Origin of the sequence: Pontibacter sp. MBLB2868, from assembly GCF_051904785.1 — a bacterium.
Lineage (GTDB): Bacteria > Bacteroidota > Bacteroidia > Cytophagales > Hymenobacteraceae > Pontibacter.
In genome coordinates this window covers 2,606,643-2,625,632 of record NZ_CP196710.1, presented here as the reverse complement: position 1 = coordinate 2,625,632, position 18,990 = coordinate 2,606,643, and the positions used below count along the sequence as shown (strand labels likewise).

At 50.5% G+C, this 18,990-nt stretch carries 19 protein-coding genes; 10 read left to right on the top strand and 9 right to left on the bottom strand.

The window, feature by feature from the left end:
• Positions 1–146: 146 nt before the first annotated feature.
• A complete protein-coding gene (locus ACSX1A_RS11115) occupies positions 147–704 on the bottom strand; it encodes a heme NO-binding domain-containing protein (RefSeq protein ID WP_439879726.1) in 558 nt (185 codons plus the stop codon).
• 1,024 nt (positions 705–1,728) lie between these two features.
• On the opposite strand from ACSX1A_RS11115, the gene ACSX1A_RS11110 reads away from it, so the two are divergent.
• Positions 1,729–1,986, top strand: a complete 258-nt coding sequence (locus tag ACSX1A_RS11110) for a hypothetical protein (RefSeq protein ID WP_439879725.1) — start codon at positions 1,729–1,731, stop codon at positions 1,984–1,986.
• A gap of 83 nt (positions 1,987–2,069) precedes the next feature.
• Here the strand turns inward: ACSX1A_RS11110 and ACSX1A_RS11105 are convergent, their stop codons facing one another.
• Entirely contained in the window at positions 2,070–2,489 is a 420-nt protein-coding gene (locus ACSX1A_RS11105) for a hypothetical protein (RefSeq protein ID WP_439879724.1), read from the bottom strand.
• A gap of 641 nt (positions 2,490–3,130) precedes the next feature.
• Here ACSX1A_RS11105 and ACSX1A_RS11100 point away from each other — a divergent pair.
• Positions 3,131–3,253 carry a hypothetical protein gene (locus ACSX1A_RS11100; RefSeq protein WP_439879723.1) on the top strand — a complete coding sequence of 41 codons (123 nt, stop codon included), beginning with the start codon at positions 3,131–3,133 and terminating at the stop codon, positions 3,251–3,253.
• Between the two features lie 70 nt (positions 3,254–3,323).
• Entirely contained in the window at positions 3,324–6,398 is a 3,075-nt protein-coding gene (locus ACSX1A_RS11095; RefSeq protein ID WP_439879722.1) for a lantibiotic dehydratase, read from the top strand.
• Here ACSX1A_RS11095 and ACSX1A_RS11090 read toward each other — a convergent pair.
• Complete coding sequence (locus tag ACSX1A_RS11090) at positions 6,395–7,132, bottom strand: LytR/AlgR family response regulator transcription factor (protein WP_439879721.1); 738 nt, start codon at positions 7,130–7,132, stop codon at positions 6,395–6,397. The genes ACSX1A_RS11095 and ACSX1A_RS11090 overlap by 4 nt on opposite strands.
• Entirely contained in the window at positions 7,129–8,199 is a 1,071-nt protein-coding gene (locus ACSX1A_RS11085; RefSeq protein WP_439879720.1) for a sensor histidine kinase, read from the bottom strand. The genes ACSX1A_RS11090 and ACSX1A_RS11085 overlap by 4 nt, the downstream gene beginning before the upstream one ends.
• A gap of 133 nt (positions 8,200–8,332) precedes the next feature.
• Here ACSX1A_RS11085 and ACSX1A_RS11080 point away from each other — a divergent pair, with 133 nt between their 5' ends.
• From ACSX1A_RS11080 to ACSX1A_RS11065, 4 genes are all read left to right on the top strand, one after another.
• Positions 8,333–8,497, top strand: coding sequence for a hypothetical protein (locus ACSX1A_RS11080; RefSeq protein WP_439879719.1), 165 nt, complete (start codon positions 8,333–8,335; stop codon positions 8,495–8,497).
• A gap of 121 nt (positions 8,498–8,618) precedes the next feature.
• A complete protein-coding gene (locus ACSX1A_RS11075) occupies positions 8,619–9,209 on the top strand; it encodes a Crp/Fnr family transcriptional regulator (RefSeq protein ID WP_439879718.1) in 591 nt (196 codons plus the stop codon).
• 151 nt (positions 9,210–9,360) lie between these two features.
• Positions 9,361–9,834, top strand: coding sequence for a MauE/DoxX family redox-associated membrane protein (locus ACSX1A_RS11070; protein WP_439879717.1), 474 nt, complete (start codon positions 9,361–9,363; stop codon positions 9,832–9,834).
• A 145-nt stretch (positions 9,835–9,979) separates the two neighbouring features.
• Positions 9,980–10,273, top strand: a complete 294-nt coding sequence (locus tag ACSX1A_RS11065) for a hypothetical protein (protein ID WP_439879716.1) — start codon at positions 9,980–9,982, stop codon at positions 10,271–10,273.
• Between the two features lie 58 nt (positions 10,274–10,331).
• On the opposite strand, the gene ACSX1A_RS11060 is transcribed toward ACSX1A_RS11065, so the two are convergent.
• The 3 genes from ACSX1A_RS11060 to ACSX1A_RS11050 all read right to left on the bottom strand — a co-directional run bounded on the left by ACSX1A_RS11060 (position 10,332) and on the right by ACSX1A_RS11050 (position 15,795).
• A complete protein-coding gene (locus ACSX1A_RS11060) occupies positions 10,332–11,615 on the bottom strand; it encodes a RagB/SusD family nutrient uptake outer membrane protein (protein ID WP_439879715.1) in 1,284 nt (427 codons plus the stop codon).
• 99 nt (positions 11,616–11,714) lie between these two features.
• Positions 11,715–14,915 carry a SusC/RagA family TonB-linked outer membrane protein gene (locus tag ACSX1A_RS11055; RefSeq protein ID WP_439879714.1) on the bottom strand — a complete coding sequence of 1,067 codons (3,201 nt, stop codon included), beginning with the start codon at positions 14,913–14,915 and terminating at the stop codon, positions 11,715–11,717.
• Between the two features lie 37 nt (positions 14,916–14,952).
• Positions 14,953–15,795, bottom strand: a complete 843-nt coding sequence (locus ACSX1A_RS11050) for a hypothetical protein (RefSeq protein ID WP_439879713.1) — start codon at positions 15,793–15,795, stop codon at positions 14,953–14,955.
• Between the two features lie 78 nt (positions 15,796–15,873).
• Here ACSX1A_RS11050 and ACSX1A_RS11045 point away from each other — a divergent pair, with 78 nt between their 5' ends.
• Both ACSX1A_RS11045 and ACSX1A_RS11040 read left to right on the top strand, forming a co-directional pair.
• Positions 15,874–16,164: a transposase gene (locus ACSX1A_RS11045; RefSeq protein ID WP_439879712.1), complete on the top strand. Its 291-nt coding sequence runs from the start codon at positions 15,874–15,876 to the stop codon at positions 16,162–16,164.
• Positions 16,161–17,027 (top strand): IS3 family transposase, encoded by an 867-nt coding sequence (locus ACSX1A_RS11040; protein ID WP_439883551.1) that lies wholly within the window; start codon positions 16,161–16,163, stop codon positions 17,025–17,027. Before ACSX1A_RS11045 ends, ACSX1A_RS11040 begins: the two co-directional genes overlap by 4 nt.
• Here ACSX1A_RS11040 and ACSX1A_RS11035 read toward each other — a convergent pair.
• Together ACSX1A_RS11035 and ACSX1A_RS11030 are read right to left on the bottom strand one after the other, a co-directional pair.
• A complete protein-coding gene (locus ACSX1A_RS11035) occupies positions 16,965–17,516 on the bottom strand; it encodes a TlpA family protein disulfide reductase (RefSeq protein ID WP_439879711.1) in 552 nt (183 codons plus the stop codon). The genes ACSX1A_RS11040 and ACSX1A_RS11035 overlap by 63 nt on opposite strands.
• Before the next feature lie 89 nt (positions 17,517–17,605).
• Positions 17,606–17,995 (bottom strand): hypothetical protein, encoded by a 390-nt coding sequence (locus ACSX1A_RS11030; protein ID WP_439879710.1) that lies wholly within the window; start codon positions 17,993–17,995, stop codon positions 17,606–17,608.
• A 517-nt stretch (positions 17,996–18,512) separates the two neighbouring features.
• On the opposite strand from ACSX1A_RS11030, the gene ACSX1A_RS11025 reads away from it, so the two are divergent.
• Positions 18,513–18,974 carry a helix-turn-helix domain-containing protein gene (locus ACSX1A_RS11025; protein WP_439879709.1) on the top strand — a complete coding sequence of 154 codons (462 nt, stop codon included), beginning with the start codon at positions 18,513–18,515 and terminating at the stop codon, positions 18,972–18,974.
• Positions 18,975–18,990: the final 16 nt, after the last annotated feature.

Genomic DNA, 18,990 nt, shown 5'->3' with positions numbered 1-18,990 from the left:
ATTCAATTGGGACGCGAAACATACTCGATCTATACTGAGGATTCGACAGGCCTAATTCATTATACCACCATGCAACTTCGAGCGTGGCTGCTTTAATTTTTTTGCAGCAACCAGCTTGGGTTACACCCTCAATGCAGGTCATTAACCTAATTATGGAACTCTACCTTGATCTGTACCCGTTCCGCATCTACAGGAGTGAGGTGCATGATATCCACCGTGTCGCTTTCATCGAAGTACCTGGCAATGCCTCTGATGATGCCGACTGCAACGCTTGCCATCCTGCGTTCGGAATGGTAGTCAATGATTAGTTCGTTGGCTCCTTTTTTGATAACCAATAGCCTCGGAGGGTTGGCGCTACGGTCCGCTCTTCTGACCGCACCGTGCATGGCTTCTTCCGCGTGAAGCAGCATCTGATAGGTTCGCCACTCAGGGTTAACATACTTATTGTACATCAGCATCAGGTCTGGAATGATAAACTCCCCGTACTGTTCCATAACATCAGAGAGCGGTCGGTTCGTCATTTCAGCCAAACAACCCATGATGGCGAAGATCTCATGCGAAGGATACAATTCCTGCATTTGGAAAAAACCGTGCTCCACACCAGCATTTTCAATAAGTTTCACCCACGTGCCGTAACCGTAAGTCCTTTTAACAAAGCGCTTCAGCAGCACAAACAAGGATCCATGCATGTGGTCTGCTTTCATAGGCGCATGATTAATACTATACGGTTAACTTGCTTGCAGAACACGGACTGTACATTTTAAATTGCATCTAAATCTCATCATTAAATTTAAATTTTAGCATCATTTAGGCACAATCTTTTTGAATGGGGTGGACATAAAGTTCTTAGTGCGAGGTGAAGCCAGGAATAACTTCCTGATACACCGGGTGCTTGGTAAGATGAGGCGTCTATGTGAGTGGGGCACATTGTTTATTGTTATAACATGACATCGAATACAGCATTATTCCCAGTGTTGCTGGAGGCTACTCCTTCACTGCCATTCCAGGTGATGGCAGCCATAACGAAATGCCTTCTAAATGCATCACACCGGCTACTAACAATTAATTATAAGAATTGCTACAAAAGCACTGGTTCCTTAATTATTACCTTCAGTTGCCTGCTGCTCCGGAGGAGCATCTGGAAAATGTTTATGGCGACCTCCTTTCATATCATTGAGCCATCTGGGTACCTGGTGCCTTCATCACGCTTACCCTCAATGGGTCCAAGCGCACTTCTGTAACAGTTGTTCCCATAGCTTGTGTAAGCTTTCCATTTGGATGCAGATAAAGGGTATTAGTGGTGGAGTTTTCCAGCAGCCGCTTGCATCTCTCAGAGTTTTGCTTCGCGCAAAATTGGATGAACGCCAGTTAGTTGTATGTACTAGGGGCATATATAAGTTAGCCATTCAGCCCTTCTAAACAAAGACGGAAATTTCCATTCACTTTCCCAAGTGATCGGTTTACAAATAGAATCTAATGGCTAACTTATATATGCTAACTTTTCTTTTATTACAGAGTAAAATAAAAAGGAGAGTAGAGCGACCAGGTCCAAAGCTATGAGATGACCGAAGGGCAGCCCCAATTGTGGTGCTGTCCTTTGCTTTAATATAAGGTCATCAAAAGTATGTTCTCTGTAGGTATGCAGCCTGTTTACAAAGGATGCTAACACCTTGCAGAGGTGGTAAAAAGCAGCAGCCTATTTTGTTAGCATTAATTACCTTTGTATAGATGGAAAAATTCGACACACTACTACAACCATTATTAACAGATAGTTACATCAGGTACCAGGCTAAAGAAACGGTGAAGTCTATGTCTGTGGATTACTTCAAGAAAAGTTTCAAAGAGGCGGCAGGTGCCGTACTGCCGAAGGAAGGGCAACAGTTGATTTGCTACCAAAGCTTGGAAAATCCTGACTTTATCCTATGCTTCAGCTTAACTGACACCGCTAGCTTATCTGTGGTACTGAGAGGGTCTAGTGACTTTTAAAACAAGTTTCAGACTAATAACAGCTAATATCTTAACCTGCTGCTAGGGGAAAGAAAAGCCATGGACTAGGCTGTTCTTGTGAGTTAAAAAGGGAAATCGCTTTTCAGCCAAGCGTTTGCCTCGGCTCTGCTGGTAAATGTCTTCACCTCGTAAGGGAGCAGCCCTGCATGCTTGATTTGGTTGATGCGGTCCTGGGATGAGATTTCCCGCTCGGAGTCGGATGGTCGTATTCGAGCCACCTTTTTCAGCCGTGTCTTTGCCAGTTCAGCTGCAAGCTGCATTGCCATCTGCTGGCTTTCTTCCTCAGTTACCTCCATGGCAGAGCGGCTTCCGTCAAGCAATAGCTTCTTCACGTCATAGTTGTGGATAGCCTCCACCAGTTGCATTAGGCTGTGCTTCACCTCATCAAGCTGAGCGGCACGCAGATCTGGATAAACCACTTCTAAAATATCGGTGGCAGGAGTGTAGTCCAGTAGGATAGTGCTGCTTTGGTAGAGAATCATCTCAATCAGTTTTAGCCTATGTATTAAATTACAATCTTGAAGTTACATTCAATGCCTTGCTTATGCAACAAATCAAAAGGGAGGACATTTTTTTAAATCTAACATAACAACGTGGGTGTAATTTGATTCTGTTTTCATCTCATAAGTGCTGCTGGCAGCTACTCGCAGAACAGGCTCAAGAACCTGCTGTTGGCAGTCTGAGTCATTTTAAACAGGCATTCTGCCGGGGAAATTCAAATAAACCACCAGAAATTCTACGCCTAAAAGCGAGAGTATTATCAACTTACCGAAACGCGCTTAAAGAAGCAGCATGGTAAAGTAAAAAATTAAAAGCCTCTATGAATTGAAATAAAAGTATTACCTATTATAAAGGTGATCTACTTATTTCCCGAAAATAGGATATACTTAACGTATAAAAGAGGTACGTTCACGCTTTTACCAAGGTTTCGTTAGCAAATAGTTTTGCGCTTCTTGCAGCTTGTGTAGTTTAATACAGGTAGCAAGGAGTGCCTGAAAAGTATTATCAAAGGATACGGCAACTTACTCCATTTGATATTCTTCTTCTCAATTAAATTTTCTGCTTTTTACATACTACCTATGTACGATGACAACATACTTTAAAGTAAAGCTTATGCTTCCTGATGGTTCAGCAAGTACCTAGGTTGCAGCGCTGGGGCTACATCCATTATTCTCCGTCTGACAGTTACTACCAAAGAAACCAGGTGTACCTGCTTGACTACCAGGAGCGGAAAGCAATATTGTAAATAAGAATCAGATTATATTTTGGTGATATAATGCAATGGGTATATATTTGGTTATAAATTTATATGATTTATGTACCAATTTTACCCGCAGCTTGTGCTGCGTATGCCCGCATCCCCATTTTACAATTACCATGAGGCAAACTTACAGCACCTGTTAAAAGATCCGTACTTTCAGGCGGCTATATGCCTGGCAAGTGCTGTCCTGTACCAGGAGCTTGCGAAGAAAAATTTTGAAGTTGCCGCACTATCCCCGGAGGTGCTCTTTACATTGCGGAAATACCTCAACAGGATGTGCTTCAGGCCAACGCCTTTTGGGCTATTTTCCGGGGTAGCTACAGCTACTTGGGGCGGTGGAAACAATACCCTGGCTGTAGTACATACAGAAGGGCTAAAAGCAGTTGTTTCGCTCGGTTATGGAGAAGTTATGAAGCTGGCCAATGAGCTGCTCCTGCAGGAGCTGGCACCCTATCATATGTACCGGAGCAATACTTCCTTCTATAGGGTCAAGGACGAAATCCGCTATGTAAGGTATGAGAACGACACGGGCAGCGGTAAAAGGAATTTTTTTGTAGACGCTTTAGGCTATAATACCTTTCTTCAGTCGCTTCTTACATTTTGCCAGTCTGGGAAGAGCAAAGAGGCTGTTGTGCATTTTATAAAAGAGTCACTAGCAGCGAATGAAGAGGAGGGCTGTGCTTTTTTTGAGCAGTTGACAGCGCAGCAGCTGCTGCTGTCCACACTGGAGCCTACTATCACAGGGGAGGATTACCTGGGCAGGCTTTTGCGATTGTGCGCGTCACTCCATCTGGATACGCCAAGGGTAAATCATGTTCGACAGCTGCTGGAAAAACTAGATACTGTGTCAGGTGTGGCTGGGAAAGAGAACATCGGCAACGCTATACTGGGACTGTATCAGTCATTCAGTCATTTGAAAAAGGCAAAATCACCGCTGTATGTAAACTTGGATCTTGGGAAGGCTGCTGGGGGGCTTGACATATCCTATCAAACCTGCCTTTTAGAGGGGCTTGAATGCCTGAACAGGCTATTACCCACGCAGCAGCCACAGGGGCTGCAGCACTTTGCCGATGCTTTCAGTAAAAAGTTTGAGGGCAGGGCAGTACCCTTACTCGTTGCGTTGGATCCGGAGATAGGGGTGGGGTATGAAGCGCTTGCCTCAGGTTACAGCAGCCCAAAGTTGCTTGAAGAAATGCACCTGGCAGTAGCAGGGGAGCACCATCCGACCATCAAATGGACACCGGCTCACGCTTTGTTGATGGAGAAATGGCAGAACCGTACACACGCCATGGCAGCCATACATCTAAATAAGCAGGAGGTAGAGCGGTTGCCTGTGGAAACCAAAACCGGTAAACTGCCGCCCACCACCTCGGTGCTCTTTCGCGTGCATCGCGGCAAAGTGTTTATAGAACAGGCAGGAGGGGCCAGCGCCACAGCCTTGCTTGGCCGGTTTACGCCGGTGAGTGAAAAAATAGACAACATGGCCAAAGCCCTCGCAGCGCAGGAGCAGAAAGCCAACCCCCATGTGCTGTTTGCGGAAATTGCCCACACCTCGGATGCGCACACAGCTAACATAGACCGGAGAAACGTTATCCGGGAATTTGAGATTCCCGTCCTGGTACAGGCAACGCTCCCCTTGGAGAGGCAAATCCCGCTATCAGATCTGTGGGTGAGGGTGGAGGCAGGGCAGGTGGTTCTTTTCTCCCAGAAACTGCAAAAAGAAATTATTCCCCGCCTGGGCTCTGCTTTTAATTATATCCGGAATGACCTGTCTTTTTTTCGCTTTCTGTGCGACCTGCAATACCAGGGACTGAAAGCCAACTTCACGCTGGACTTACACAGCTTTTTCCCCGGGATGGGGTTTTATCCCCGGGTGGCGTATAGATCAACCATCCTGCATTTAGCGACCTGGCACCTGAAAAAAGAACAGTTTGCCAGTGTATTAGCGGTAAGCGGGAAACAAGCCCTGCAGGCGTTGCGACAACTTGCCGCTGAGCAGGGTTGGCCGCGCTACATTGCCTTTACAGAGCATGATCACCAGCTGGTCATCGACCTGCAGCAGGAAGACGATTTGGTATCATTTATTCAGGAGATACGGAAAAAAGCGCAGGTGGTGGTCAAAGAATTTCCATTTGTTGATGAGTCAGCGGCTGTCGTGGCTGATGAAAAGCAAAAGCCTTTCATACACCAGTTTATGGCGGCACTTTACCATGAACAGGAAGTGTACCCGGCTAGCAGGCTGCCTGTGAAGGCGCGGCAAGGGACAAAAAAAATTAAGCGGAAGCTGTTACCTGGAAATGAATGGCTGTACTTCAAAATCTACTGCCATCCCTCGCGATCTAACCAAATCCTAACGGATAGTATACTGCCTGTTGTAAACCGCTTGCAAAAGCAGGGAACGGTACGACAATGGTTTTATGTGCGTTACCGCGACCCGGAATATCATATCCGGGTAAGACTTGCGGTTTCGCCAGCTTATGTAGGGAGCGCGCTGAACACGCTACATCAGAAGCTTGCCAGGCAATTGGAAAAAGGAGTGGTCAGGGATGTGCAGTTAGCTGTATATGAAAGAGAACTTGAAAGGTATGGGCCGGAGCTGATGGAAGCAACTGAAGCTTTCTTCTCGGCCAGCAGCGCCCTGGTTGCCGGCACTATAAAACAGCATTCCCATGAGGAGACGGACTTTGCCTATTATGAGGTAGGTTTTTCCGGTATAGATGCTATAGCCACCAGCATTTTTACCGCTGACTTAGCGGAAAAGGCAGCATTTTTTTCGGGCCTATATGAGCGCTTTTACCTGGAGTTTAACGGTGATAAAGTGTTACGGGAGCAGCTGAGTGCAACGTACCGCGTGGTCAGCCGAACGTCCATTTTGCCCGTTTTTCCGCCTGATGCGCCGAAAGAGAAACTGGCTTTGAGAAAGCTTTGGCACAGGATGCAGGCAACGCTTCAGGAAATAGAACAAAAGGCAGCTATGCTTCCCCCGGAAAGGAAGACACGGTTTGCTGCCGATCTGATGCACATGCACCTGAACCGACTCTTCGTGGATGAGCCCAGAAAACAGGAGATGGTGGCTTACTATTGCCTGTGGCGCCACTATAAATCCCTTATAGCACGAAGCAAGGCTTAAGGCAGGCGTTTACTTTTCACCAACCTGGCGTGGATGTTCTGCATCACAGACTCCCTGTAACTGATTCCGATGGTGACGACGGTGTCATCCAGCAGGACAAGCTGGTTGCCTTCCACTGCTTTCACCTTATCAAGGCTGACAATAAAGGACTTGTGCACCCGCGCAAAGCTACAGCGTGGCAAATGCTCTTCTATTTCCTTCATGGTCAGGTAGGTAACATGGGTACTTTTGCCTACATGGATTTTAATGTAGTTCTGAAGTGCCTCTATGTAGATGACCTCCTCTAGGTTTACCTTGATCATTTTACCTTTCGTCTCACTCTTGATGAAAATGTAGCTAAGGTCCCGCTGCTGTGCCGGCATACATGCTTTGGCATGAATACTTTCCCGTATCTTATTGACCGATTTTAAGAACCTTTCATAGGTGATGGGCTTCAGCAGGTAATCCACCGCATTTTTCTCAAATGCCTGCAGGGCGTAATTTGCATAAGCCGTAGTGAAAACTACCCTGGTATACTTGCTTATCAGCTCTGCCAGTTCCACGCCGGAGAGCTGTGGCATGTCAATATCCACAAAAACAATTTCCGGTATAAGTTTGCCGCCCGTGATGTCATCAAGGGCAAGTAAGGGGTTTTCCGCGGTGCCTATCAATACAAGACCGGGTGTTTTCTCAATATAGCGCTGTAATACCTCAATGGCATGCGCCTCATCATCCACTACAAAACATTTAATCATGCCAATTCCAGTTTAAGTTGTACCATATAATGTCCGTCATCTTCCTGTATTTGCAGGGTATAGGCGGTTTGCCCGTAAAAGCTGTCGAGCCTGGTGCGCGCATTCTGTACACCAATCCCATGGCCGAGCTTTTGCCGGGACCTTCTTTTTTTGTTGGCAGTCTGAAAGTGCAGGGTATCCCCTACACAATACAGGGTTGCTTTGGCAGGTTGTAAGCTATTCGTCAGGTCCCCGTGGTGGAACATGTTCTCAATGAATGTAAGCAGCACCAGGGGCGGGATACGGTGTGCGATGTGGAAGTCCTTGTTTACCTGCCAGTCAAAATAGAGTGGATAACCAAACCGGATCTGGTTGAGTGCGATGTATTTTTCTATATGTTCAATTTCCCTGTGCAGGTCGGTTTTGCCGTCTGCATGAACCGGGGCCAAAGCGTGCCGCATTACCTCCGAGAGCAGGAGTACCCCCTCTGATGCCGGCGGAGACACATCCTGTACCTTGTTATAGATAAAATTGAGGGTATTGAACAGCAGGTGGGGGTTAATCTGTGCCTGCAAGTAAGCATTTTGTGTTTGTACGAGGTTTTTTTCTAGCGCTAGCTTTTCCTCTTTTGCATCCAGTTGCTGCTTTTTCAGATGAACGATTTTTTTCGTGTTCTCAATGGTGCGCAGGACAAACCAGTAAGCCGTGCTCAGGCCAATGAAGTAGATACCACGCCAGGTATATCCTATGATAAATTTATAATTGAGGGAAACCGGCAGGGGTGCTGGGCGGAAGAGGTTGTACAGGTTCTCCAGGCCGAATTGCAATTGAATATAAAAAGCCAGTTCCAGAGGTACCAGGAGGGTAAGCAGGAACAACAAGTGCTTGTTCCGGGAGGAAAAGTAGAGTACGAGATGGGCATTGGCATAGAAAAGCAAAATATGGAGGGTATAATAGCCGGCATAGGTCCACCAAAATGATTGTTTAGGGCCAGAAGTAAAGAAAACTACAGATATTTCATAAAAGATAAATGCTGACCAGGCTAAAATATGCAGGAAAATTTTATTGAGGGACTTGCTTGTTTTCATGGTAGGTGCTGGCTGGTTGCGGTTAACTAAGATAGTATATTTTTTATACATCTACAGAATCCTGCTGTTTATGTAAAAAATTTCTGGTTGGAGCCAATACCCGGTAGTTTCAAGCTAATCAAAAACCATACGCATGAAAAACAACAGAAGACAGCTGCAACTCAACAACAGGTCATTGTTCCGTTTCAAAACGGAAGCGAGTACCATCACCGGCCGCTCTACCGATCCTACCCTGACAACCATTACCATTACAAATGGGACCTCTTTCATCTGGCAAGGGCATAAGAAGAACATGTAGCGGGTAAAGCTACGTGCAACTCCTGTGATGTCAATGTAGCAGGGAAGTGAAGTAGTTATCCTACCATACAAAAGGGGCCCTTTTAAAGGCCCCTTTTGCTTTTACCCGAATAAACTTAAAAATGCGTACAGTGGCAGAAAACGAGGAAGCACTATTTCAGGCCCTTTGCGGTTTTTATCCCGTGGAAACCCAGCTCCGGTTGCGCCTGGGGGAAGTAAGCCATGAACTTGTCTTTCCGCGGCAGTACCACCTGCTAAAGCCAGGGCAGGTGCCCGGATACGCCTGGTTTCTTGCGTCCGGTTCAGCCAGGGCCTACTACCTGCATGAGCAAAAGGGGGAAGAGATAACTGTCTGGTTCTGGCAAAAAGGAGATATTATGTGGGCGCTGGATAGTTTCTGCCGGCAAGTACCCACCAGGTATTACCTGCAGTTACTGGAAGACTGTACCCTGCTGCTGGTATCCCAGCGGGACCTGAAAACAACACTCTCTTTTTCCCCCGAGTACCGCCACCTGGAAAGGGCAGTGGCGGAAGGCTACCAGTTACGGGTGTTGCGGCATTTCCAGGACCGTGCCCACCTGCCTGTAAAAGCCCGGTATGAAAAGCTCATGCGCCACCAGCCCCACCTTTTCAACAAGGCCAGTATCAAAGATATTGCTTCCTTCCTGGGCATGTTTCCCGATACCCTGAGCCGGCTACGTTCCTCCAAATAAGCAGCACGGCTACGTTTTACCAGCTTTAATGTTGCTGTGAAATAGCCTGATAACCTGTTGGTTAACAGAAAATATCTTGGCTGCCGGGGCTACCTTTACTTCAAGTAAAAAGGAGCATCTCCTGTTGTAAAAGGTTAAACCCCTCTCACTTATGAAAAGAAAAGCTGCTATCGATTTTATTGCTGCCCTGCTCCTGCTGCTGCTGCTGTACACGGCACTGAGCAAGCTGCTGCACTTCCAACAGTTCCAGGGGCAGCTGGCTATGCAGCCCTTCCCGGACTGGCTGGGGCACATCCTGGTATGGGTAATTCCGCTTGTGGAGCTGTTTACCTGTTTCCTGTTAGGCATTCCAAAGATGCGATTGATAGGGCTGTATGTTGCAGCGGGACTGATGGCGGTTTTTACAGGCTACGTGGCATTGGTGCTGCTACAGGCTTTCGGCCGTGTGCCCTGCAGTTGTGGAGGAGTGCTGGGAAGCATGGGATGGAAAGAGCACCTTTTTTTCAATATGTTTTTCCTGGCGTTACCGGTTATCGCTATTCTATTACATTTTAAGGCAAAACGCTTGTGGCCCGTGGGCGACGGCCAGCGGGCACAAGTGCGGCAGAAAGGAGGGCAGTTTTAAATGAAATCATCCTGAAAGCAGGTAGCAGGGCCTTGCAGGTACCTGCGCTTCTTTCTCTGGCTACATTTACAGAAAGGAAAGTGGCCGGACAGCAGGTAAGTGGAACGCTTACTGAAATGAAATGTCGAATAATAAATTCTTTATTATGAAAAAGATCAATTTAAGTATCATCGCGGTTTTGCTTGGCACCGCCCTGGCTTTTGCCGGTTCAAAATCTATCAGTTTACCCGAGGCCCGAGGCCTGCAGTGGTTCCAGCTAAAATTGAATGGAGATCCCGGTAACCCGGATGATTACACCATCACGGATGCGCCCGAAGGTTGCGACGGTTCGGATGTGCGTTGCGCTATCTATTCCGAAGAAGACATGCTGGACCCGGGCAAGCCAACCCAGAGCGGGGTGGATAATCCTGTAATTGAAGAGTTAAGAGCAACTTTGTAGCTTCTTGAAGTTTCTTCTATAAAAAAGCCTGGTGCCATTTGGCACCAGGCTTTTTGCATTAGTTTTGGGGAATCCCGCTGGATTCGATCACCTTTTGCGGGATGGGGAAGATGTAGCGCGGGTCACGGGGAGGAAGTATGTATTCCTGCCCGTCCAGGGAGCGGGTGAGGGTGAGGGCAAAGCGCTCTTCCTGGTTCAGCCGCCGCAGGTCAGGCCATCGTAGGCCCTTGAAGGCCAGTTCCTTGCGCCGTTCTTCCAGGATCAGGGCCAGGGCCTGGTCGGCATCCGCAGCTTCCAACGCAGTAAAAGTGCCAGCTTTCCACCTGGTAACCAGTAGCGCGTTGAGGTTATCCATGGCCTGGCTTACCTTGCCCAGGCGCGCATGGCATTCCGCGCGTATCAGGTACAGCTCATCGGTTGCGATACCCCCAAACAGCAAAGAGGTACCATAGTAGCTTCCTTTAAAGCCGATGTCGGTGGGGCCGACGTACCTGAAGAAAGCTTTCTTTCTCAGGTCATCCGGGTGGTAGCTGGCATAAAGTGTTGGGTTCACTTTCCCGTTGGGGTAGGTGAGCCCGGAGATGTTGTTGAGGGTACAGTGAAACAGCACTTCCTCGTTAAAGCGTGGGAAGGGATAGGAGGCACTTACATTCAGATTGTTGTAGTTCAGCAAATGAGAGTAAAGGGCCAGGGCCTCATTGGCATAAGTCAGCGCCTCGGCGTAGCGGCCCCTCTGCAGCTGCGTACGTGCCAGCAGGGCCAGGGCAGCAGCCCGGGAAGGCCTTGTTTTGTAGTCCGGTACATCCGGGAGCAGGGAGGCTGCTTCCTGCAGGTCCGCCAGCACGCGGGCATAACTTTCCTCCACGGAGCTCCTCACTGAGCGCTCGTTGATATCCGGGTTTAAACGCAGCACAATACCTGGGTCCTGTGCCGCGGTGGCCGGGTCATAGGGCCTGGCAAAGATTTGCAGCAGCTGGTAAAAGGCATGGGCCCGGAAGAAGAGGGCGCTCCCTTTCACCGTATTCCAGAGCGCTTCATTTTCTGGGGTGCGGGCAATCTTGCCGATGCCCTCAAGTGCCAGGTTAGCGATAAAAACCGCGTTATAAGGCATGGTCCAGTCATTGCGGTCGTTGTCGTTGTAGACATCCCGCTCCCAGATGTAGGCATTCCTGGCGGTCAGGTTGGACAGGGCATTCCAGTTGGCGGCCGTCATGTAGAAGTTATCCGAGGCCAGTACCCCGGCAGAAGGGTAATTCTGGTTCATCACGCTGGTATTGTCCAGCAGGTGCAGGAGGTTTTCCAGCTTGTCAGTCGGAATGGACAGCTGTTTGTCCGGCTTCACGTCGAGGTACTCCTCGCAGGAGGCGCAGCTGAGCAGCAGCAGCGCCGGAATCAGTAGGTATTTTAGTTTCATGATTTTGTCTTTTGAGGTATGAATAAGTTAAAGTCCGGCCCGCAAGCCCAGCGAGAACGTAGGGCTTTGCGGCAGGTAGCCGCTGGCCAGGTCGGGGTCCAGGTGGTGCTGGTTGGCGCGCCACAGAATGCCCAGGTCGCGGGCCAGTGCATACACCTGCAGGCTACGAAACGTGCCGGTTGGCTTTCCAGGCCGGATGATGTCGTAGGACAGGTTCACATCCTGCAGGCGCACATGGTCACCCTTTTCCACGAGCGCTTCGGAGTTCATGTAAAAGTTGTCGCGGTTCACGTTGTTGGGGTACACCAGCGATGGGACGTTCGTATGCTGTTCATCTCCCGGTTGCTGCCATCTTTGGGCATAGTCGCTGTGGCCCTCCCAGCTGTTGAACAGGTTGTTGTAGTGGAGCGAAGGGCGCCGGAAGTAATAGCCGAAGCGGTAAGTGATGTTGAATGAAAGCGAAACGCCCTTATAGGTGAAGGTCTGTAGCAGTGAGCCAAAGTAGGGGGGCAGTGCCGGTCCATGGTACACCAGGTCCTCTAAAGGCGTTTTGCGGGTAATTTCGGTGTAGTCCTTGCTGAGCTCCCCATCAAATACGCCTTGCGGGTCGCCTGTCTGCGGATCAAGGCCGCGCCATGCGTAACTGTAAATCCCGTAGAGGGGCTTGCCCACCAGCGGTACCACCGAAAGGCCGGAGTTAATGTAGCGGCTCCCGCTCATTTCATCGCCTGCATAGTCGGAAACTTCGCTGCGGTTGTAGCTAAAGAGCAGCGTACTGCTCCAGTCAAAGGCACGGTCGATGAGCTTGCCTGTCAGCGAGAGGTCCAGCCCATGGCCTTTCATGGCGGCCACGTTACGGCGCACGGTGCCGTTGAGCAGGCCCGCCGTCTGGTCCACGGGGGCATCACCGATCAGATCGGTGCCGTACTTGCGGTAGTACTCGAGAGTGCCGCCCAGGCGGTTGCCAAGGAGGCCGAATTCCAGGCCGGCGTTCCAGGTGGCAATCTTTTCCCAGCGCAGGCTGGGATTAGGGTAGTTGCGTACCACGGCGAAAGGCGTGTTGTTGAGGTTACCCCCGCTCAGGGAAATGATGGTGGCCTGGGCTGTTAGAGAATTGTCCACGTTGCCATTGTAGCCATAGCTGAGCTTGAGCTTGAGGCGGTCCATCCAGGGGAGGTGATAAAAGCTCTCCCGGTGTGCGTTCCAGGCGATACCCGTAGACCATAGCGGCACGCCGCGCTGGTTGGTGGCCACCCCGAACAGGTTGGAGGCATCTTTGCGGGCGCTCAGTGACAGGATGTAGCGGCCATCATAAGTATAGGTGGAATTGGCATAGTAAGAGGTGAAGCGCCGGGTCCTGTCTGTAAAGCCGGTACCATCGGGAATGCGCAGCCGGGCACCCGGGTTATAATAGGCTGTGTACAGGCCCGTATAGTCCACGGGTATACTGGTGATCACGTTTTCATCGTAGCCATAGGTCCGGAAGTTGCTGCCAGTGGTGTGCTGCGACTGCAGCTCTGCCCCTCCCAGGGCTGCTATTTCGTGTTTTCCCCAGGCCCCGTCGTAGCGGAGCTGGCCCCGGGCATTTTGCGACCTGAAGCTGGTAAGCCGGGAGTCGAGGATGCTGCCGCGCGGCACCGGGAAGCTGAGGGTTCCGTCCTCCGCCTGCTGGGTGAAACGGTTGATTAAGTTGCGGGTATAGTAGGAGCCGAGCTGTTGCAGGTTGCTGTTCTCATCGGTGTTGGCAGCGTACTGGTACCTGGTAATGAGCGCCAGCCCTTTGGCCAGTTGAAGCTCAGCGCCGGCTGTCAGGATGAGCTGCTGCTGCTCGGTTTGATTGTCTACAAAGTCATTATCCTTCAGGGGAACGTAGTCCCAGTTGAGGAGGCCGTTTGCTTCGGCGGCTCCGGCAAAGGGGCGCCTGTAGTCCCGGGGAAGGGGCAAAGGCATGCCGTTCTCGTCCGCCAGCCGGGCGTAAGGATAGAGCACTTTAGAAGCGGGGTCAGGGGTGATGTCCTCATAAGAGGGCCGTCCGCCGCGTTGGGTTGCCTGCGTGTAATTGATACCCAGGTTCAGGGAGAGGTTCTTCCATGGGGTATAGCTACTTTCCGAGCGGAGGCTGAGGCGGTTATAAGCATCCTTCAACTGCCCGGCCGTGGCATCATAGCCCCCGGAGAGGTAATAGGTCATTTTGTCGCTGCCCCCGCTCAGGCTGAGGGCATGCTGTTGCTTCAGGCTGTTTTCATACAGGTAACGGCGGAAATCGTCCCGAACATCATGGCTTGCCAGCTCCTGCAGTCTGGATTCCAGCTGCTCGTTTGTCAGCTGCCCGTCGCGGTGCAGGATCAGCAGCTCTACGGCAGGCGATAATACCGGGTGGGAGGGGTGGTTTTCCTGGCTGTTGTAAAAGCCTTTGTCAAACAGGAAGCGCTCCACTTCTATAAAATCCCCTGAACCCATCTGCGCTATATTATCAAAATCCGGTTTGGATTGCATGGATACGTTCGAGTTGAGGTTTACCCGCAGGGGCTGCTTGTAACGTCCCTTTTTGGTGGTGATTACGATCACGCCATTGCCTGCGCGGGCACCCCAGATGGAAGCAGCCGCAGCGTCTTTCAGCACGGTGATGCTTTCCACATCGTTGGGGTTGATGGCGTTCAGGTTGCCTTCATAGGGGAAGTTATCCAGGATGATGAGCGGCTCTGCGTTGGCGTAGATGGTGCTGATGCCCCGGATGTTGACCTTCGGCCTGCCCGGCAGGCGCTCGTCAAAAGCGAGGCCGGGGGCTACCCCTTTGAGGCGGCTGATCACATCGGTACTCACTGAGCGGTTCAGCAGTTTATCATCCACGACGGTGTAGGAGCCGGTGGCGCGCTCGGGTGAGAGCTGCTCATAGCCCGTGGAGATCACTACTTCCCGCAGGTCCTGTGTATTTTCCCGGAGGGCGATGACGAGCGCTGTCGGGTAAGGGGGGCGCACTACCACGGTACGTGGCAGATAACCCAGGAAGGAAACTTCCAGGGTGTCGACAGGCTGGCGCAGGGGCAATTCAAAGTGCCCGGCTGCATTGCTTACCGTACCGATGGCGGCGCCCAGCAGGCGGACCGTGGCCCCCGGCAGGGGCAGGCTATCGGAGGCAGAAACAATGCGGCCCCGGATCGCTTCCTGCGCCAGGGCAGGGAAGCAGAGGCCGAGCAGGCATAAGAGGGTAAATGCTGTTTTTTGCATGGTTATGATTATTTATGGTTTAAGGTGTTGGTGTATGTTAGCGTATCACGAGCACGTCCAGCGTGACCGGCTCCCGGCGCAGTTCTAAGCCATAGGCGGCCAACTGGGTGTTGAGTTGCTGCATATCAGCCCTGGCAGTTTGCAGGCGCAGGTCCACCGGAACCGTGATCCCTGTTTTATCCACCACGGGAACAGGGGCAAGGTGCTGGTCCAGGTAAGTGATGAGCTTGCTTATGGGGCGGTTTTGCAGGTACTTTTCCTGCTCATTCGCCCTGGCCAGGTTATCAGCCGGTGTGCCTCCTTTGGATGCTGGCACAGGAGCCTTCTTCCGGCGGTAGAGCACCCAGCATTCTAGGGGGCGTTGCTGCAGGGTGGCCTTCGTTGTAAAGAAGCGGTCCAGGTCCTGCAACATGCGCGCAGGGGCTTCTTTGGCCTGGTGGGCGGGCAGGAGCAGCTCATAGCAGAAGGTCTTCCGCTGCCGGTCTTCGTACCAGTTGCTTACCTGGTATGCCTGGGCTTTAGCACTCTCTAAAAGTACCTGCTTCTCAGAAAAGTAAGAGGGCAGCCCTATTGCCCTTTTATAAAGTTGCACGAGGGAGGCATTGGTCTGGAAAAGCCGTACGGTTGTATCCGAGGCAAGCAAGCCTCCCTGCACCGGCAGTCCCGCTACATAAGGGGTGAGCAGGGATCGATACAGGGGAAAAGGCGCTCCGCCGTTGCCTTCCAGGAAGAGTGGCCGGGTAGGGTTGTAGGTCATGTTATCTTTTTTGGCGGACCGGAAGGTGGTGCTTCCGCGCTGTAGCAAGGCTCGGATGGTTTCCGGGTTGGCATCATACGAGGCTGTCTGGGAGATCAGCCGGCCCTTGGCGTCTACCCACACCAGGTGGGGCTGAAGTTGCTACCTTTGACTGTAGGGTTAAAGAAGGGCAGTTTACTATAAACTGTTAACTTTGACTATATGGAAAAACGTGTTTACGACGACTCCTTCAAGCAGATGGCCGTGGAGCTAAGCTACGCCAGGGGATCAGTAAAAGAAGTAGCCGATGAGCTGGGCATAGATCCAGGCAGATTGAGCAAATGGCGCAACAAGCAGCGCCGGCCTGCGCAGCCGACTGCCGAGCTCACAGATGACCAGAAAGAGATCAAGCGATTACAAAAGGAGCTCAGGGAGGCGCAGCTGGAGCGTGACATCCTAAAAAAGGCGGTGAGCATCTTCTCCAAGGGAGACGGGCGGTATTCGGATTCATAAAGGAGCACCGGTACCAATTTCCCGTTGAGAAGATGTGCCGGGTGCTGCGTGTCAGCATAAGCGGGTACTATTACTGGCTCAAGCACCCTGTGGGGCGAAGGGAGCGAAAAGAGCAACAGCTTCTTGCCTCTGTGAAAGAAGTGTACCGGCAGAGCAAGTGCCGCTATGGCAGCCCCCGCATTAGTTTCGAGCTGCGCGAGCAGGGCATCATGGCCTCCAGACCGAGAGTGGCCCGGCTGATGCGAAAGCACCGCATTCAAAGCATTGTAAGAAAAAAATACCGGGTGCAGACCACAGACTCCGACCATGGCTTTTCTGTAGCGAGCAATTATTTAAACCGGGACTTCAGTGCCCAGCGGCTGGCCCAGAAATGGGTATCGGACCTCACTTACATAAAAACACGAGAAGGATGGCTCTACCTGACGGCGGTACTGGACCTGGCCGATAGAAAGGTAGTGGGCTGGGCTTTGAGTGAGACGATGGATGCGGAGTCGACCACGGTGGCGGCCTTCCGGATGGCGGTCAGAAACAGGCCAGTGACAGAATCATTGCTGTTCCACTCGGACCGGGGTGTGCAGTATGCCTGCAGTGCCTTCAGAGAGCAACTGGCAGGGGTACCGGTGGTGCAGAGCATGAGTCGGAAAGGTAATTGCTGGGACAATGCTGTAGCCGAGAGCTTCTTCAAGACATTGAAAACAGAACTGATCTACCACCGAAAATTCAACACCAGGCAAGAAGCCAAGCTGGCTGTATTTGAATACATCGAAGGCTTCTACAACAGGGAAAGGAGACATTCGGCATTAGGCTACCTGACACCCTGCCAGTTTGAAAACTTCTTCCTTAACAAAACGATGGCTGCCTGAAAAAAGCCTACAGTAAACTGTTGCAATTCCAGGCAGCAGCTTGTGGGGAAAGAGCCTTTTGAGTTCCGTGTCGCCTGTTACAATCGGCAGGCTGTAGCTTTGGAGCAGCTTGTTTTTCTTTCGGAAGCGCTCCACTTCCTCCCGGCTTTGGGAGGTAACGGCCAGTATCTGGATGCTGTCGCCGAAAGCCTGCTGCAGCTTTTCCAGCTTGGGCATGTTCACGAGGCAGGCCCCGCACCAGGTGGCCCAGAAGTCCAGCAGCACGAGCTTGCCCCGGAAATCGGAGAGCCTGGCCGTGGTTTTGGGGTAGTTGAACATTCCGGTAAGCTGAACATCGGGCAGGGGTTGGCCGGGTGCCAGCTCTGGAAGGGGCAGGTGCTGGTGCCGTTCGGGCGCTCCGACAAAGCCCATCAACAGGGCGATGAGCCAGGGCAGTAGCAGGCAATAAAAGGGAAAAGGGGGGCCGGGAAGCCATTTTTTTGGTTTCATACAAGTAAAAATTAGGATGTAACAAAGGTTTACCCGCTGTTATGGCTGCTGTTAAAAACCTGGGTCAGCGGCAAAAAGGAGGGGTAACATCACTCGGGCGGGCAGATGAGCAGTGTCCAGTTGTGGTGCATTTTGTTGTGTAGCACGTCCAGGGCAGTAGCGATGGATACTTCTTTGCAGCCGCTTTCCCGGCTGGTTTGTTGGCTGGTGGTCGTCAGGGGTGCCTGCCCTTTTTCCGGGGGCAGGTCATGTAGCTGATATACAGCCGAAATAAGCGCCTTAATGTTTTCATAGAAAGAGATAAGTTGGGTTGTCCGTGCTGAGTTGAGTCCGTCGTAGTCAGCTTTGAGGGCAAGGATGAACCATTTCCAGAGCATCTGCTGCGCTTCACAGTGGGAATAAGCCGTGCAGAAGTGTTGCAGCGCCTGCTGGGGTGGTGCGGAAGTTTGTTTTGATTTAGTAATGGGTAATGTTTCCATGGCAGGAAGGGTAAAAGAATGACAATAGTTTTCCTGTCAGCTCCCTGATAAGAGCTGTACACGATATAACAACAAAATAAGAGACCGCTCAGGAAGTGATGCTACAGCATGTGTTAGCTGGGCGGTAACGTGGAAGAGGAGCTCACTCAGGGGGTGAGATGAGGAGCATCCAATCTTGGCTGGCTTTTGAATGAAGCGGCATAGTATACCCGCATACTTTTAAAGTATGATTAGCATTTGATCTGGACGGGTTATGCATGCGGTTCATTTTAATTTGAGGCACTAGCCTATTTGAATTAGTATAGGTGGATTTGGCTCTTTGGCTTGTAGTAATTTACATGCCTATGCAGCGTAAAATACACCTGCAATAGCCCATTGAGTATTAAAAAATTCAGATATTTTTTAGTATCTTCACGAAGATAAGTATACCATTTTGAAGTAGGTAATAAACCAATTGGTACATAACTACTTAAGAGTGGTTTTTTACTACTGTTTTAATTGATTAACAGATAAAGCTATGTTTGCAGACGTTGAAGAAAAACCGAAGAGACCTGTGCACCTGGGAAGAAAAGTGCAACGGGTACGCGAAATTATTGGCATGAAGCAAATGGCCCTGGCCGATGTGACGGGCATGAGCCAGCAGAATATTTCCAAGCTGGAGCAAAGCGAAAATATAGCCGATGACACGCTGGAGAAACTGGCGAAGGGCATGGGTGTGACAGCTGACTTTATCAAAAGCTTTGATGAGGAAAAGGCAGTTTATAATATTCAGACGAACTATACTTGTCGTGAGAGTTCGACTAATCAGTTGAATTACCAGCCAACCTTTAACAATAACAATACACCAGTTGAGAAAGTAGCGGAGTTGTTTGAGAAACTTTTACAGAGTGAGCGGGAGAAGGTTGAACTCTTGACCAATGCGAATAAGGCTATTCAGGATTTGGTAAAGCAGATTAATGAGTTGAAGGGGAAACAATAATATAGCTGAAAGATAT

Bases quoted from the DNA above. Each gene is read 5' to 3' on its own strand.
- ACSX1A_RS11115 (WP_439879726.1), bottom strand. From the start codon at position 704: ATGAAAGCAGACCACATGCATGGATCCTTGTTTGTGCTGCTGAAGCGC.
- ACSX1A_RS11110 (WP_439879725.1), top strand. From the start codon at position 1,729: ATGGAAAAATTCGACACACTACTACAACCATTATTAACAGATAGTTAC.
- ACSX1A_RS11105 (WP_439879724.1), bottom strand. From the start codon at position 2,489: ATGATTCTCTACCAAAGCAGCACTATCCTACTGGACTACACTCCTGCC.
- ACSX1A_RS11100 (WP_439879723.1), top strand. From the start codon at position 3,131: ATGGTTCAGCAAGTACCTAGGTTGCAGCGCTGGGGCTACATCCATTAT.
- ACSX1A_RS11095 (WP_439879722.1), top strand. From the start codon at position 3,324: ATGTACCAATTTTACCCGCAGCTTGTGCTGCGTATGCCCGCATCCCCA.
- ACSX1A_RS11090 (WP_439879721.1), bottom strand. From the start codon at position 7,132: ATGATTAAATGTTTTGTAGTGGATGATGAGGCGCATGCCATTGAGGTA.
- ACSX1A_RS11085 (WP_439879720.1), bottom strand. From the start codon at position 8,199: ATGAAAACAAGCAAGTCCCTCAATAAAATTTTCCTGCATATTTTAGCC.
- ACSX1A_RS11080 (WP_439879719.1), top strand. From the start codon at position 8,333: ATGAAAAACAACAGAAGACAGCTGCAACTCAACAACAGGTCATTGTTC.
- ACSX1A_RS11075 (WP_439879718.1), top strand. From the start codon at position 8,619: ATGCGTACAGTGGCAGAAAACGAGGAAGCACTATTTCAGGCCCTTTGC.
- ACSX1A_RS11070 (WP_439879717.1), top strand. From the start codon at position 9,361: ATGAAAAGAAAAGCTGCTATCGATTTTATTGCTGCCCTGCTCCTGCTG.
- ACSX1A_RS11065 (WP_439879716.1), top strand. From the start codon at position 9,980: ATGAAAAAGATCAATTTAAGTATCATCGCGGTTTTGCTTGGCACCGCC.
- ACSX1A_RS11055 (WP_439879714.1), bottom strand. From the start codon at position 14,915: ATGCAAAAAACAGCATTTACCCTCTTATGCCTGCTCGGCCTCTGCTTC.
- ACSX1A_RS11045 (WP_439879712.1), top strand. From the start codon at position 15,874: ATGGAAAAACGTGTTTACGACGACTCCTTCAAGCAGATGGCCGTGGAG.
- ACSX1A_RS11035 (WP_439879711.1), bottom strand. From the start codon at position 17,516: ATGAAACCAAAAAAATGGCTTCCCGGCCCCCCTTTTCCCTTTTATTGC.
- ACSX1A_RS11030 (WP_439879710.1), bottom strand. From the start codon at position 17,995: ATGGAAACATTACCCATTACTAAATCAAAACAAACTTCCGCACCACCC.
- ACSX1A_RS11025 (WP_439879709.1), top strand. From the start codon at position 18,513: ATGTTTGCAGACGTTGAAGAAAAACCGAAGAGACCTGTGCACCTGGGA.